Below are 15,540 nucleotides of genomic sequence, written 5' to 3' on the forward strand. Positions count from 1 at the left end.
TTAATCAGCCAGCTGCTGTTGCAGCGAAAATAATTTGGGCACAGGGTTGATAAACAAGGTCACCAGATGGGCCAGCGCCACTTCAGGGTGGCTCAGTTGACCCGATTTAAGCGCCCGGTCAAAACAGGCCAGTTCCTGCAGCAGATGTTGCAGCCAGTTGCCGGATAACCTGAGCAATGCCTGTTGATACAAAGGCTGACGTTTAGGCCAGATACTGAATTTTTTAAAATAGTCCTGGGCCAGAACCCCTTGTTGCTCCAAAGTTTTTAACTGTAACAACAGCAACGCTTCTTTTTGTAATTGCCAGGCGATCATCACAGGTTCCTGATCTTGCGCTAATAACCGGTCGAGCCGGTGCAGCGCTTCTTCCCCCTGACCTGCGAGCACAGAATCAACCAGCTGAAACACACTAAAGTGGGACTGGTCCGCCAGATATTGCTGCAAAAATGCCGCATCCAGCCACTGGCCATGCTGGGTTAACGCCAGTTTTTCCAACTCCTGTTTGGCGGCCAGTAAGTTGCCGGCGGCGTGGTGTTGTAGTAGCTGCAGCGCGTCGGTCTGCAATTTGACACCAAGGCTGGCGGCACGCTCTTTTAGCCAGCGCATAAACTGATAATCGTCCAGCGGATAAAACTGTACCTGCACGCCAATCTCAGCCAGTGCTTTAAACCAGCTTTGTTTGGCAAATTCGGTGGCGTTTTTGGCGGCATGCAGCACTAAAATCAGGTCAGGGTGTAACAGAGCAGGGATTTTTTTCAGAGCATCCTGCGCCGCCGGGCTTAATTTGGCAGTGCCTAAATCCAGCTCCAGCAGCTGACGGGGGTTAAACAGCGACATGCTGTTCATTTCATTAAAAAAATCGGCCCAGTCAAACTGGGCTTCATTGATAAAACTTTGTCTGTCGTCAAAACCTGCGGATTTGGCGGCGCTGCGAATATCGTCCAGCGCTTCCATTTTTTGCAAAGGTTCTTCGCCAAACACCAGATAAACCGGCGCCAGGCCTTTTTTCAGCTGAGCCAGTAACTGGTTGCTGAACAGTTTCAGCATAACTCAGAGCCGGCCGAGCTGACGGATGATACGTGACACCGCCTGGGTGCGCAGTTCATCCAATAACAAATCCAGTTCCCGCGCTTTGGCCAGTGCCCTTGATGGGTCGTCCTGATAGTCCCGGGTTAATTCAATTTTGTGGCTGGTTGCTTCAGAGCCCGGCATCAGCAGCTGATATTCCACTGTGTAAATCAGCTCATATTCTGCCACCTGACCGTTAGGAAACAACGACAGGGTGCGCCGCTGCAGACCATCGGTCTGCAGCTGAATATGGGGCAGTTTGGCATCTGCGCCCGGCAGCAGTTTTACATTATTGCGTTGCAGCTGCTCCGACAGTTTGGCTAAAAGCTCCGAGTGGCGATCCCCTTCGAGGTAAATCGCCGGATATTTGGCCAGCGGCAGCTCACCACGCAACTGAAAACCACAGCCGCTCAGGAGCAAAGCGCCAAGCAGCAGACAGAGCCAGTGGCGTGACAACTTCAGCATTAGCCCACCACCAGACTTAATAACTTGCCAGGCACGTAAATCACTTTACGCACTTCCACACCTTCGAGGTATTTTTTCACGTTCTCTTCGGCAGTGGCCAGTGCCATCACTTGTTCCTGAGTGGCGTCAATAGCGACAGTCACTTTGCTGCGCACTTTACCGTTAATTTGTACCACCACCAGTTTTTCATCTTCTACCAGTGCACTCTGATCAACAGCGGGCCATGGTGTTTGTTCAAGCTCAGTGGTATGGCCAAGTTCAGCCCACAGATGTTGTGACAAATGAGGGGTAATTGGGTTTAACAGCATCACCACGGCCTGAATACCTTCGTTTAATACCGCTAAATCTTGTGCCGTGTCAGTGGCAGCTTTTTGCAACCTGTTCATCAGCTCCATAATGGCGGCAACGGCGGTGTTAAAGGTGTAACGACGACCGACGTCATCGGTCACCTTGGCAATGGTTTTATGAATTTCACGGCGCAGCGTTTTTTGCTCGCTGTTCAGGGCATTCAGATCCAGCGCCGGCACAGCACCTTTTTGTTTAAAGTCGTTGACCAAAGTCCAGACGCGGCGCAGGAAGCGGTTGGCACCCTCTACGGCGGAATCCTGCCATTCCAAAGTTTGCTCTGGTGGCGCTGTGAACATCATAAATAAACGCACTGTGTCGGCACCGTATAAGTCGATCACCGTTTGTGGGTCTATACCGTTGTTTTTTGATTTCGACATTTTGCTCATACCGGCAGACAGCACCGGCTGGCCGTCGCTGGTTAAAATAGCGCGGCTGATGCGGCCTTTGTCGTCACGTTCTACAGTCACGTCTTGTGGCGAATACCAGGTTTTGCTGCCACCTTCGTGTTCACGGTAGAAAGTTTCCGCCAATACCATGCCCTGACATAACAAACGTTTAAACGGCTCGTCAGATTGCACTAAACCCACATCACGCAGCAATTTATGGAAAAAGCGTGAATACAATAAGTGCAAAATGGCGTGTTCAATACCACCTATGTACTGATCCACCGGCAGCCAGTAGTTGGCTTTGGCCGGGTCCAGCATGGCAGTGTCATGCTGCGGGCTGCAATAACGGGCGTAGTACCAGCTGGACTCCATAAAGGTGTCGAAAGTATCGGTTTCGTGGAAAGCGGCCTGGCCCTGGTAACTGGTTTTTGCCCAGTTTGGGTCGGCTTTAATAGGGGAAGTCACACCGTCCATCACCACATCTTCCGGCAGACGCACCGGCAGCATGTCTTCCGGCACAGGTACCTGAGAGCCATCTTCCAGCGTCAGCATTGGAATGGGTGAACCCCAATAACGCTGACGGGATACACCCCAGTCGCGCAGGCGGTAATTCACTTTCACCTGACCCAGGCCCATGGCGGAAAGTTTGTCGGCAATACCTTTAAAAGCAGCGGCAAAATCCAGGCCGTCAAATTCCGCTGAGTTCACCAACACACCTTTATCGGTAAAAGCGGCTTTGCTTAAATCGATGCTGTCTTCAGCGCCGGCTACAGGCGCGATGACCTGTTTAATCGGCAGGCCGTACTTAGTGGCAAATTCATAATCGCGCTGATCGTGCGCCGGTACTGCCATTACAGCACCTGAGCCGTAATCCATCAGTACAAAGTTGGCAACCCAGATTGGCACTTGCTGACCAGTTAACGGATGCACAGCAAAAAAGCCGGTTGGTGCGCCTTTTTTCTCCATAGTGGCCATATCGGCTTCAGCGATTTTGCCGCCTTTACACTCGTCGATAAATTGCGCCAGTTTGTCATCCATTTTGGCGGCTTTTTGCGCCAGCGGGTGTTGCGGTGCAATAGCAACATAAGTTACACCGTAGAAAGTGTCAGGTCTGGTGGTGTAAACGCTGAAATCGTAGCTGGAGCCTGCCACGCTGAACTTAATTTCCACCCCTTCAGAGCGGCCAATCCAGTTGCGCTGCATGGTTTTCACCTGCTCTGGCCATTCGTCCAGTTGGTCTAAATCCTGCAACAGCTCTTCGGCGTAATCGGTAATTTTAATAAACCACTGCGCCAGTTCACGTTGTTCTACCAAAGCGCCTGAGCGCCAGCCGCGACCGTCAATGACCTGCTCGTTGGCCAGCACACACTGATCCACCGGATCCCAGTTCACAGTGGCCATTTTTTTATAAACCAGACCTTTTTCAAACAGCTTGGTGAAGAACCACTGTTCCCACTTGTAATATTCAGGTTTACAGGTAGCCAGTTCACGGTCCCAGTCATAACCAAAACCAAGGCGTTTCAGCTGGTTTTTCATGTAATCAATATTGGCGTAAGTCCATTTAGCCGGCGCTGTTTTATTGGCAATAGCAGCGTTTTCGGCCGGTAAACCAAAAGCATCCCAACCCATTGGCTGCATCACGTTTTTGCCCTGCATGCGCTGGAAACGGCTGATCACATCCCCAATGGTGTAGTTACGCACATGACCCATATGCAAACGGCCGCTTGGGTAAGGGAACATCGACAGACAGTAGAATTTTTCTTTGCTGTTATCTTCCACCACTTTAAAGGCTTTGCTTTGTTCCCAGTGCTGCTGCATCCGGGTTTCAATGGCTTTTGGATCATAAGTCTGGTTGAGGTTTTGAGTGTCTGACATCGAAAATTCCAACTGTTCAATCAAAGGCGGCCGGCCATCCGGCAAAAGTGCCCGTAGCATACCGCAAGCGGGGGGGCGACAACAACTGCAAAGCGCTGGCGGGCGCTGTCAGCTATGTCTGACTTCGCTGAAAAGTTCACCTTGTGCCGGACTGGCTATACTCAAGCTACTAAAGGTTCTTCGGGAGTCTGTAAATGCAGGACTTTACCCATAAGTATCAGCAATGGTTAAACCAACTGTCGGATGCGGTGCGACAAGCCAAAGAGCAGCAGGTCAGCCAGTTATTTAAGCTTGGCGAAACCATCAAAGCCTATCTGAAAGCGGGTTCTGATTTAACCGCTTATGAGACCACACTGTTTCTGGAAACCTTCAAACGGCAGTCGGCTGAAGAGGATTTGCCGTCGTTATGGCCTGAAGCTTTATGGTATGAATTGTCGCAGGTGACCGACAAAACCCAGCTGGAGTGGCAGGAGCTCAGCAGCGATTTTGCCCATCAGGGGCATTACCAGGCTGGCGAAGAAGTGGGCATGGGCTTGTATTGTTGTGACGCCTGCAGCGCAACTTTGCCTTATTATCACCCCGCTGAGCTGGTGGTTTGCCCTGATTGTGGCGGCCATTTATTTCACCGTCGTGGCTTACCGGTCTGAAATTCGGCTGATGGTTCTGATATTTAGCTTGCTTTGGTGCACTTTAGCCACTTTCGCCCACAGTAGTTTTTGTTACTATAGGCATTCGTTTTTTATCCGGGAATTTTCTGCATGACGCATCCGGCAGTACATAAAGCCGCTCTATCTCATTTGCAAAGCATGGCTTTGCCCGTTTCTCAACTTGGCCCGCAGCTTGACGACAAGCTGATTGCAGAGGCACTGGATGTGGCCGGTTTTAGCAGCACTTTTATCGGGCAGGAGCGTGCCAAAGCGGCGCTTTCATTTGCCATTGGCATGGACATGCCGGGCTACAACCTTTATGTGATGGGTGAACCTGCACTTGGTCGTTACACTCTGGTGCAGGATATTCTGCAAAGTGCCGCCAGTGAAAAAGAAACACCGGACGACTGGTGTTATATCAATAATTTTGAAGACGAGCGGGTGCCACAAACTTTAAGGCTGCTGCCTGGCGAAGGCCGGGTGCTGGTGAAAAAGATTGAAGCCTTAATTGACGAGCTGCTCGACACCTTCCCGGCCGCTTTTGATAACCCGGGTTATCAGCGCAAGAAAAAAGCCATTCACGCCACTTTTGATAATAAATACGAAGCGGCCATCGCCCTTGTTGAGCGTAAAGCGCTGGAAAAACAAGTGGTTTTGTATGAAGACAATGGCGCTGTCAGTTTTTCGCCTGTGATCGACGGTAAACCGCTGGATGATGCCGAGTTTGCCAATTTACCCGACGATAAACGGCAGTTTTTTTATGGGTTGGTGACTGAACTTGAAACCATTTTAAACGAGCAGTTGCTGGAATTGCCGCAGTGGAAACGCGAGCTGTCGGAAAACCTGCGTACTTTACGCCGCGAAACCATTGAAGTTGCGCTCAAACCTTTGCACAAAGCACTGGAGCATGACTATTCCAATGAATTGGGTGTATTGCGTTATTTGCGCGAAATGCGCCCTGAGCTGGTAAAAGCCGTGCTGGAGCTGCTGCCGGAAGAGCTGGAAAGCGACAAACTGGAAGAGCTGGATATCCGCAGTTTGTTTGTTGGTGATTTTGTGCCTAACGTATTGGTTCATCACGAATTAATGTCGGGCGCCCCTATTGTATTCGAAGCCAACCCAAGTTATGGCAACTTATTCGGCCGGGTGGAATACAGCTCAGATCAGGGCGCTTTATATACCAATTACCGGATGATCCGTGCCGGCGCTTTGCATAAAGCCAACGGTGGTTATCTGATTCTGGATGCCGACCGTTTATTGTCACAACCTGCGGTGTGGGATGCGCTCAAGCTGGCGCTAAAAAGCGGCGAAATTAATATCGACACTTTGTCAGACCATGCTGTCACCAACTCCACCATTATTACGCCCAAAGCGATACCGCTGAATGTGAAGATTGTGCTGCTCGGTTCGCGTGATTTGTATTATCTGGTGCAGGACGTAGATGATGAATTTAATGAACTGTTCCGGGTGCTGGCCGATTTTGAACATTACCTGCCGTTTAATCCGCTGACAGTCAAATATATGTCGCTGCAGCTGCAGGACCAAATTCAGGCGCTGGACGCCGGGCCTTTAACAGCCTGTGGTTTAAAGCAGTTGTTAACTTTCAGTTTCCGTCAGGCCGAACATCAGCGTAAGTTGTCAGCCCGTTTTGCTGATGTGCTGGAGCTGGTACGCGAAGCCTGTTATTACGCCAACCAGGCCGGTGATACTGAACTCAGCGCTTTGCATATTCAGCAGGCGTTGCAGGGTAAACAATACCGCACCGGCCGCATCAGCGAGTCTTTCCTGGAAGATATTCAGGAAGGACAAATTTTGATTGATACCGATGGGGTGGCCGTCGGCAAAGTGAATGGTCTGACAGTGCTGGAAATTGGCGATACCGCCTTTGGTACACCGGCCCGTATCAGTGCTACTGTGTATCCTGGCTCCAATGGTGTTATTGATATTGAACGCGAAGTAGAGCTTGGCAAAGCCATTCACTCCAAAGGGGTGATGCTGCTGACCGGTTACCTCGGTGCTAAATATGCCCAGAACTTCCCGCTAACCTTATCCGCCAATATCGCCATGGAGCAGTCTTATGGCCTGGTGGACGGTGACAGTGCGTCACTGGCCGAAGTCTGTGCGCTGATTTCCGCTATAACCAATGTGCCTATCCGCCAGGATTTAGCGGTGACAGGCTCCATCAACCAGCATGGTCAGGTGCAGGCCATTGGTGGTGTCAACGAAAAAATTGAAGGGTATTTCCGCTTATGTCAGTCCCGTGGTTTAACCGGCGCTCAGGGCGTGGTGATCCCGGCCAGCAATCAGCTGAATCTGGTGCTCAATGACGAAGTGGTGAATGCGGTGGCCTCGGGCCAGTTCCATATTTATGTGGTAAAAACCGTCGATGAAGCGCTGGAAATGCTGACCGGTTGTGAGGCTGGCGTTAAAACCGCCAAAGGCCAGTACCCGAAAAAATCACTGAATGCACTGACCATGACACGCCTGGCCGCTATTGCCGAGCTGGTGAATGGCTCATCAGACGACGAATAAGGATAAAAGATGTTATTTAAAATCAAACATATATTGCAGTTTGTTGCGCTGTCTGGCGCCTTGCTCGCTGGGGGGTGCAGCACAGCTTATTACGCCGCCATGGAAAAAGTCGGGGTGCATAAACGCGATATTCTGATTGATCGTGTGGAAGAAGCGCGGGATGCTCAGGCAGTCAGTCAGCAGGAGTTTAAAGACGCGCTGGATCAACTCAGTCAGCTGATTAACTTTCACGGTGGCAATTTGCAGGACAGATACGAAGCCTTGCAGGCGCAGTATGACGACAGCAAAAAAGCTGCTGAGGAAGTGACGGCCCGTATTAACAAAGTGGAATTGGTGGCTTTTGACTTATTTGATGAATGGGAAGCTGAGCTGTCGCAGTATCAGAATAAAAAACTTAAAGCCGACAGCAAAAAGAAACTGCTGGACACCAAACGCCAGTTTGATGCTTTGGTGAAAGTGATGCGCCGTGCCGAGAGTAAAATGCCCCCAGTGCTTAGGGTATTAAACGACAACGTGCTGTATTTAAAACACAATCTAAATGCCAAAGCGGTAGGCGCTATTCAGGGGGAGTTTGGTGTGCTACAGCAGGATGTCAACAATCTGCTGGCGGAAATGAACAGAGCCATTGCCGATTCCAACCAGTTTATTGCCACTATGAATCAAAACTAAAGTTGTTAAAGGCTGCGCCCCGTCATCACGAGGGCGCGGCTTGTGTTCCTTCAACGTCTTTTCAGCCTTCAAACAACCGCTCTGATAAATCTGTTTTCTGTTCACGGTAGCTTCTGCTAAGGTAACTCTCTGAAGCTAAAGCCGAAAGCCGGAAAACCTATGAACAGTAACAAGCCTGTGTTAGAAGTGATTTATCGGGTAGAACCCGGTTGCCTCGGCCCACAGGGCAAAGATTATATTGAAGATTTTTGCAATTTTTCCCAGCCACTGGTGACGGCCCATACTGCAGGTTTTATGCGCTGGATTTTAGTGCCACGTTTTGACAAGTCGCTACCCGAAATGCAGTGCACACTGTCAGGCCGCACTTTAACGGCTGAGCAGGCCAAAAGGTATTTTGCCTTGTTTCAGGCCGATGCTGATGAGCTTGAGGCTGAACTGAACGAGCAGCTGACTTTACTGATTGATCAATATTTTGGCCGCTGGTAGCAGCCTGTTTAGCCAGTGGTAGATCTGTTGTTTATGTCAGACAGACCTCTGTGATTTTGCGGCAACAACCCAACTTTAAGCAGTTTTATTGCGCTGGATCCGGTTTGGTTATTTCAGTTTGTCTTAAGCTCGTCCTATTAGTCTTGGCTGAGTCGCTATGAGAAGGAAAAGATGATGTCACAGGATCAGAATAATGTTCGTTTCAGTCAACTGACGGTGCTGCTGCACTGGTTGATTGTGCTGCTGTTTATTGGCGTGTATTGCAGTATGGAGTTTCGCGATATTTTTGAGCGCGGCACCGAGGGCCGGGAGCTGATGAAAACGGCTCATTATTGGTTTGGCTTGAGTATTCTGTTGTTGTTATTGCCGCGTGTGCTGGCCCGTTTTAGTCAGCACACACCACCAATTACACCACCACAACCCCATTGGCAACATAAGCTGGCAATAGCTGTACATCTGGCATTTTATGCCCTGATGCTTGTGATGCCGCTTATGGGGTGGTTACTGATGTCGGCAGAGGGCAAAGAACTCAGTTATTTTGGCCTGCAATTACCCGCTTTGATGGGGCCGGATGAAGTCTGGGCTGAGCGGTTGGAAGAGCTGCACGAAATTGGCTCTAAACTCGGTTATGCGCTGATTTTAATTCATGTGGGTGCAGCGCTGTTTCACCATTATCTGTTAAAAGACAATACGATAAAACGTATGATGTTCAAATAAAAGGAAAAAGCCGGGAATTCCCGGCTTTTTATTCAGTGGCACTGCTTAGTTAAAAGCAAACTCAGGCACAGGGCATCATTTTAAGTAAGTTGGGCCACTGTGCCACACTGGGAGGCTACAACCAGTGCTAAGGAGCTACTGCGTCAGACCTTAGTTGCCTGTGGTCTGAGGGGCAACACCAGCCAACACCTGTCCATCCTGGATCAGGATTTTTTCGCCCGGTGCCTGGTCCATCCGCACCGTTTTTAATTCACCATTGAGTAAATAACGCACGTCATAACCCACAACTTTTTCCTGGGATTTTTGCACGGTTTTACACACGCGTTGGGTGTAACTTTCTACATCTTTATTTTGCATATCCTGCTGCACTTGTTTACCGGCATAACCACCGGCAGCTGCAGCGGCAACTGTGGCCACTTTTTTACCTGAACCACCGCCAATCTGGTTACCCAAAACACCACCCACCACAGCACCAATCACAGTGCCGGCAATCTGATTTTCGTCTTTGACGGCTTTTTTCTGTTGCACGACCACGTCTTTGCACTGCTCAACAGGTTCGCTAAAACGTTCAATCACAGCTTTACTGCTTACCACTTCAGCATATTGCGGGCCTTTGTCCAGGTAGCTGTAGCCGGCTACTGAACCTAAAGCGGTCACGGCGATAGCGCCAACAATTGAACCAATCAGCATTGAGTTATTCATTTGGATGTCCTTGTGTAGGTCGAATTTTTATAAAGTGGACTATACAAAGCTGTTGCTGTATTTAAGCTGAATGAAATATACAAAAACGCTGATGTTTATTGTGCTTGATGTTAACCTTGCGGATAGCGGCACATTAAGACTTGGATCTTATTGCTAAGACTCAGTTTTTTCGCAAAATGACAGGGCACAGCAGCAGTTTTACGCCTATCTTTTTAAGACTAATTTGTGTCTGCCATACAGTGGTATTGCGTGTTTTTCCGGGGGCATCATGAGCAGCTTACTTTCCAATATCGACCAAAAAACTAACATAGTCGGGCAAAACCGGCTGGAGTTGTTGTTGTTCCGGCTGAACAGCATGCAACCTTTTGGCATTAATGTGTTTAAAGTGCGTGAAGTGTTACAGTGCCCTGAGCTCAGTGCCTTACCAGGAGCGCATCCGAATGTGCGTGGTATTGCCCATCTGCGGGGGGAGCCTGTCACTGTCATTGATTTAAGTATGGCGACAGGCGGTCAGCCTATCACCGATCTGAGCACAGCTTATGTGCTGGTCACAGAGTACAACCGTCACACTCAGGGATTTCTGGTAGCAGGTGTGGACCGTATTATCAGCAGTAACTGGGAACAAATTATGCCGGCGCCACAGGGCGCGGGCAAAGCCCATTATGTAACAGCTGTGACCAAGGTGGATAATAAGCTGGTGCAAATTCTGGATGTCGAAAAAGTATTTTCAGAAATTTCACCTGTGGATGAAACGGTCAGCGAGTCGGTCAAAGAAAAAAGCAAAACACTGGATTTTAAAAATCTGGTAGTGCTGGTGGCTGATGACTCCGCTGTTGCCCGCAATCAGGTAAAAAGAGCGCTTGGTGCCATTGGCGTGGAAATTCAGACGGTGAACGACGGCCGGTTGGCGCTGGATTGGCTTCTGGCCAAAGCCGCCGAAATAGGCGGTGATGTATCGTCGCAGGTACCTTTGCTGATTTCTGACATCGAAATGCCGGAAATGGATGGGTATACCTTAACGGCAGAAATTAAAGCCCATGAGCAGCTAAAAAATATTCATGTGATATTGCATTCATCGTTAAGCGGTGTGTTTAACAATGCCATGGTGAGCAAAGTTGGGGCCGATCAGTTTATTGCCAAGTTTCACCCGGATGAGCTGGTGTCAGCAGTGCAGCAATGGATGCACAGCGCTGCGGCGCAACAGAGCGAGCAAGCGCCAGCTGATCAGCACTAAAAATACGCAAAACATAAAAAAAGCAGCTCAGGCTGCTTTTTTTATGCTTTGCTGGTTCCCGGTTCCCGGCTGCCTGCTGCGGATTATTATCCTCCGGCACCCATTGATGTTTTAACAACTTTGCTGTTAACGAGCTGTAGGGCGGCTAGCGCTGCTGGCAAAAAAACGTGTCCAACCCAGTCTGAAAAAAATCACAAAAGCCACAAACCACAGCAGCAGGCTATCTCCGGTGCGGCTGTATAAAGTGCGGCCCTCTGCCAGTTGCACATCTGCCGTTAACACCCCATCCTCAAATTGTGGCAACAGTGCCTGTAAAGTGCCGTCCGGACGCGCTATACCTGTGACACCATTATTGGTGGCGCGTAACAGCGGCCTGCCAAATTCCAGCGCGCGCATCTGGGCGATTTGCATATGCTGCAGCGGGCCAATAGATGCGCCAAACCAGGCATCATTGCTCACTGTTAATAAAAAGTCGGTGTCATTGGTAAAGTTGGCCTGAATTTGCCTTGGAAAGGCAATTTCAAAACAAAGGGCGGCGAGCAGCTGATAACCATTGGCGTTCAGGTTAGGCTGCAGCCAGTCACCACGGGCAAAAGAGCTGTTGGGTAAATCAAAAAAGGGCGCAACGTCTCTGAGCCAGCGTTCAAAAGGTACAAATTCACCAATGGGCAATAAATGGTGTTTCTGATAACGGTTTTTGCTTTCGTACAGATAGTCACCGGCTGTGGTTTTACTACCAGATTTGCCCAGCACAATAATGCCGTTGTAGGCATCTCCATTGTTTTTGTAATCAAGAATGCCGGTGATCACTGCACTTTGCTGCTCAGCAGCCTGCATATCCAGATTTAATAAATAAGCCTGGGCCAAAGGTTCCAGTTGTGGAATAGCCGCTTCTGGCCACACCACAATTTGCTGCTGTAAATGGGGTTTACTCAGCTGCATATACTTTTTCATGGTCGGCAGCTCCTGATCCGGGTCCCAGCGCAGCTCCTGTTTAATATTGCCCTGCACCAACGCCACCGACACTTTTTCATCCGTCAGTTGCCAACCTTTGAGCGGCTGTAACAAAGGGCTTATCAGCAACAACAAAGCGGCCACAGCCAGCGGAATAAAACGTTGTTGCTGTTTAACTGATGTGCTGAGTGCCGGCAGCAGGGCAGCTGCGGCAAACACCAGTAAAAAAGTAATGCCGGTTTCGCCCACCAGCGGTGCCCAGGGGGCCAGCCAGCCTTCAGTCTGGCTGTAACCTAATGACAACCATGGAAAGCCGGTAAAAAGCCAGGAACGCAGGTTTTCACTCAGCACCCAGCAACTGGCAAACAGCAGCGGAAATAAAAGCAGATTGTCTTTGTTAATGCGATACACCGCATAACTGGCAAGTGCCGGGAACAAACTTAAATAAGCCACCAGTAAAGCCATAATGCCAAGACTGGCAGCCAGTGGCATACCGCCAAAAGTAGCAATGCTGACATGTACCCAACTGACACCAAGGCCAAACCAACCCAGGCCATAGGCAAAACCAAAAAGGGCGGCCTGCGTTGCCGATTTAGCAATACCAAGCGCAAGCGCAAGCAGCGCCAAAGTGAATAAAGGTAAAAAATGCAGCTGATAAGGAGCAAAAGCCAGGGTATTGGCGATACCTGCCAACCCTAACAACAGGCTTAACAACAAAGGTTGCTGACGGAAAAATACCAATAGATTGGACACGGTTTGTTTACCACTTTAACAGGAACTGATAACCAACAAGCCAGCATGTTTTTGCCTGAAAGCGGCAGCAACAAGCGGATCATCGCCGGGTTGTTGGATTTTGTACTCTTTGTTTTGCAGAACGACGCTTATTCAGCATCGTTCTGTTCAGTTTTGGGTGTAATAACCTGCAGCTGAACTAAACGCCGGCTGTTGGCTTTGTGCACTTTAAAGGTCAGGCCGCCAAGTTCTATCACTTCACCTTTGGTTGGCATATGACCAAAAGCATGCAGTACGATGCCGCCTATGGTGCCTGCTTCTTCTTCATCAAAACTGCTGGCAAAACTTTCGTTAAATTCATCCAGTGGCGTCAGGGCGCTGACCAGATACACATGGCTGCCCAGTTGACGGATATCGGAGCCTTCTTCGTTGTCGTGTTCATCTTCGATGTCCCCAACAATCTGCTCCAGAATATCTTCAATGGTAATCAGGCCCGACACCCCACCATATTCATCGACCACTATCGCCATATGGTAACGTTTTTGCCGGAACTCTTTGAGCAGCGCATCCACTCTTTTGCTTTCCGGAATAATAACGGCAGGGCGCAATAAATCTTTTAAATGCCACTCCACATCAGGCGTCAGAGCGTACTGCAGAATATCTTTAACAATCAAAATACCTTCGATATGGTCTTTGTCTTCATTGACCACAGGGTAACGGCTGTGATTGTTTTCCAGCAGAATAGGCAGGAATTCACTGAGTGGCTGATCAATGTCGATGGTTGCCATCTGTGAGCGTGGCACCATAATGTCGCGGGCGCGCATTTTGGATACGTCCAGCACCCCTTGCAGCATACCTTTGGTATCGGTGTCGATCAGATTGCGGGTATTGGCTTCGGCAATCACTTCTTCTAAATCAGACAGGTCCTGAGGTTCTGCGGTAAAAATGGCGGCGATACGCTCAAGCCATGACTTCGCGGCAGAACCGCTTCTCGAGTGTGGATTGTCGTCACTCATAATGTAAAAACCAGCTCCGTGTTAGGTTGAACTCTGTTATTCAGGAATCACATAAGGATCGGCAAAACCAAGTTCTGCCAGGATCTGAATTTCTTCTGCTTCCATTTCGGTCGCATCTTCTTCATTTATATGGTCAAAGCCAAGTAAATGCAAGCTGCCATGCACCACCATATGGGCCCAATGTGCAGTTAAAGTTTTGTGTTGTTCAGCCGCTTCTCTGGCCACCACCTGTGCACAAATCACTAAATCACCCAGGAGCGGCAGTTCCACACCGGGTGGGCACTGAAACGGAAAACTCAGTACATTGGTTGGTTTATTTTTTTCCCGATAATCAAAATTCAGCTGCTGACTTTCCGCTTCATCGACAATCCGCACCGTCACTTCAGCTTCAGCCTGAAAAGGTAAAATGGCCGCTTCCAGCCATTGCTGAATTTGCTGTTCGCCGGGCAGATTGTCGGCTGTGCTGGCCAGTTGTAAATCTAAAATAATACTCATGATGCTGTTGTGTCCGATTTGGGCGTTGCTTTTTTCGTCCTGCTGCGCGTTTTGGCTGCTGGCGGCTCAGCTGCTATTGCTGGTGTTGCAACAGGGGCTGTGATGGCACTGGCAGCAAGCCTTGCGGCCTGTTCAGCTTCACGCTCAGCCTGTTTTTTCGCGGCAGCTTCAGCCTCAAAAGCTTCATAAGCCAGCACAATTTTTTGTACCACAGGGTGGCGCACCACATCTTTGGCAACAAAATAGTTAAAGCTCAGTGCATCCACTTTGGACAGCACGTCAATAGCGTGTTTTAAGCCTGAATAAGTGCCGCGCGGTAGATCGACTTGCGTCACGTCACCTGTGATCACTGCCTTGGAATTAAAACCAATGCGGGTTAAGAACATTTTCATCTGTTCAACTGTAGTGTTCTGGCTTTCATCGAGAATAATAAAAGCATCACTTAAAGTACGGCCACGCATATAAGCCAGAGGTGCAATTTCGATGGTGCCACGTTCCAGGTACTTTTCTACTTTTTCAAAACCCAGCATATCAAATAGCGCGTCGTACAATGGCCGCAGATAAGGGTCAACTTTTTGCGCTAAATCACCGGGTAAAAAACCCAGTTTTTCACCGGCTTCTACCGCAGGGCGGGTGAGCACAATGCGGCGCACCTGATTTTTTTCCAGAGCGTCTACCGCACAAGCCACAGCTAAATAAGTTTTACCTGTGCCTGCCGGGCCAATGCCAAAGGTGACATCGTGGCGCAAAATATTGGCGACATAACGGCTTTGGTTTGGATTACGGCCTTTGATCAGACCTTTTTTGGTTTTGATGCTGACTTCCTGCGCCTGCTCATCCACCTGCACTAAAGTGGCCGGATGTTCTACACCGCTGATGGCCAGGTGCACCTGCTCAGCTGTTAAAGGCACCAGCTTACCGCTGTCATTGATGGTTTCCTGATACAGGTTTTGCAGCAGCTGCTGCACTAACGGCAGTTGGGCCGTTAAACCAAGTAAACGGAATTTGTCGTCACGTAAACTGAGCTGAACCCGAAAATGGCGTTCAATCTGGCGGATATGGTCATCAAAGGGGCCGCATAATAACGACAAACGCTGATGATCGGTGGGTTCTAGGGTAAATTCGATACTGCTGACTGGATTATCCAAAGGTCCTGTTCTCTGTGGTTAACGAGGCCGCGGCTTAAGCCTGGTGCGGCCTCTGTAAAACTTTAC

At 49.4% G+C, this 15,540-nt stretch carries 14 protein-coding genes; 6 read left to right on the forward strand and 8 right to left on the reverse strand.

Annotated elements, in window-relative coordinates; all coding sequences use genetic code 11:
* From holA to leuS, 3 genes are read right to left on the reverse strand one after another with little or no spacing between them, the layout of a single operon-like run.
* On the reverse strand, nt 1-1,047 hold the full coding sequence (holA, locus tag N3Z11_RS11580) for a DNA polymerase III subunit delta (RefSeq protein ID WP_260657335.1): 1,047 nt from the start codon (nt 1,045-1,047) through the stop codon (nt 1-3).
* Between the two features lie 3 nt (nt 1,048-1,050).
* Complete coding sequence (lptE, locus tag N3Z11_RS11585; protein ID WP_260657336.1) at nt 1,051-1,533, reverse strand: LPS assembly lipoprotein LptE; 483 nt, start codon at nt 1,531-1,533, stop codon at nt 1,051-1,053.
* Nucleotides 1,533-4,142 (reverse strand): leucine--tRNA ligase, encoded by a 2,610-nt coding sequence (gene leuS, locus N3Z11_RS11590; RefSeq protein ID WP_260657337.1) that lies wholly within the window; start codon nt 4,140-4,142, stop codon nt 1,533-1,535. The genes lptE and leuS overlap by 1 nt, the downstream gene beginning before the upstream one ends.
* 194 nt (nt 4,143-4,336) lie before the next feature.
* On the opposite strand from leuS, the gene N3Z11_RS11595 reads away from it, so the two are divergent.
* The 5 genes from N3Z11_RS11595 (at nt 4,337) to N3Z11_RS11615 (ending at nt 9,193) form a co-directional block, all read left to right on the forward strand.
* Entirely contained in the window at nt 4,337-4,789 is a 453-nt protein-coding gene (locus N3Z11_RS11595; RefSeq protein WP_260657338.1) for a zinc ribbon-containing protein, read from the forward strand.
* Between the two features lie 111 nt (nt 4,790-4,900).
* The gene (locus tag N3Z11_RS11600; protein ID WP_260657339.1) at nt 4,901-7,321 is read left to right on the forward strand and encodes a Lon protease family protein; all 2,421 of its coding nucleotides are present in this window, start codon (nt 4,901-4,903) and stop codon (nt 7,319-7,321) included.
* A 9-nt stretch (nt 7,322-7,330) separates the two neighbouring features.
* Nucleotides 7,331-7,990 (forward strand): DUF2959 domain-containing protein, encoded by a 660-nt coding sequence (locus N3Z11_RS11605; protein ID WP_260657340.1) that lies wholly within the window; start codon nt 7,331-7,333, stop codon nt 7,988-7,990.
* A gap of 159 nt (nt 7,991-8,149) precedes the next feature.
* Nucleotides 8,150-8,476: a hypothetical protein gene (locus tag N3Z11_RS11610; RefSeq protein WP_260657341.1), complete on the forward strand. Its 327-nt coding sequence runs from the start codon at nt 8,150-8,152 to the stop codon at nt 8,474-8,476.
* A 174-nt stretch (nt 8,477-8,650) separates the two neighbouring features.
* Nucleotides 8,651-9,193: a cytochrome b gene (locus tag N3Z11_RS11615; RefSeq protein ID WP_260657342.1), complete on the forward strand. Its 543-nt coding sequence runs from the start codon at nt 8,651-8,653 to the stop codon at nt 9,191-9,193.
* 150 nt (nt 9,194-9,343) lie between these two features.
* Here the strand turns inward: N3Z11_RS11615 and N3Z11_RS11620 are convergent, their stop codons facing one another.
* On the reverse strand, nt 9,344-9,895 hold the full coding sequence (locus N3Z11_RS11620; RefSeq protein ID WP_260657343.1) for a glycine zipper 2TM domain-containing protein: 552 nt from the start codon (nt 9,893-9,895) through the stop codon (nt 9,344-9,346).
* A gap of 268 nt (nt 9,896-10,163) precedes the next feature.
* Between N3Z11_RS11620 and N3Z11_RS11625 the strand changes: the two genes are divergently transcribed.
* A complete protein-coding gene (locus N3Z11_RS11625) occupies nt 10,164-11,129 on the forward strand; it encodes a chemotaxis protein CheV (protein ID WP_260657344.1) in 966 nt (321 codons plus the stop codon).
* Nucleotides 11,130-11,255: 126 nt separating this feature from the next.
* Here the strand turns inward: N3Z11_RS11625 and lnt are convergent, their stop codons facing one another.
* The 4 genes from lnt to N3Z11_RS11645 all read right to left on the reverse strand — a co-directional run bounded on the left by lnt (nt 11,256) and on the right by N3Z11_RS11645 (nt 15,474).
* Nucleotides 11,256-12,836: an apolipoprotein N-acyltransferase gene (lnt, locus tag N3Z11_RS11630; protein WP_260657345.1), complete on the reverse strand. Its 1,581-nt coding sequence runs from the start codon at nt 12,834-12,836 to the stop codon at nt 11,256-11,258.
* A gap of 128 nt (nt 12,837-12,964) precedes the next feature.
* Nucleotides 12,965-13,831 (reverse strand): HlyC/CorC family transporter, encoded by an 867-nt coding sequence (locus tag N3Z11_RS11635; RefSeq protein WP_260657346.1) that lies wholly within the window; start codon nt 13,829-13,831, stop codon nt 12,965-12,967.
* A gap of 36 nt (nt 13,832-13,867) precedes the next feature.
* The gene (ybeY, locus tag N3Z11_RS11640) at nt 13,868-14,326 is read right to left on the reverse strand and encodes an rRNA maturation RNase YbeY (protein WP_260657347.1); all 459 of its coding nucleotides are present in this window, start codon (nt 14,324-14,326) and stop codon (nt 13,868-13,870) included.
* Entirely contained in the window at nt 14,323-15,474 is a 1,152-nt protein-coding gene (locus N3Z11_RS11645; protein WP_260657348.1) for a PhoH family protein, read from the reverse strand. Before N3Z11_RS11645 ends, ybeY begins: the two co-directional genes overlap by 4 nt.
* Nucleotides 15,475-15,540: the final 66 nt, after the last annotated feature.

The sequence above is a fragment of the Rheinheimera sp. 4Y26 genome (genome assembly GCF_025245835.1).
Lineage (GTDB): Bacteria > Pseudomonadota > Gammaproteobacteria > Enterobacterales > Alteromonadaceae > Pararheinheimera.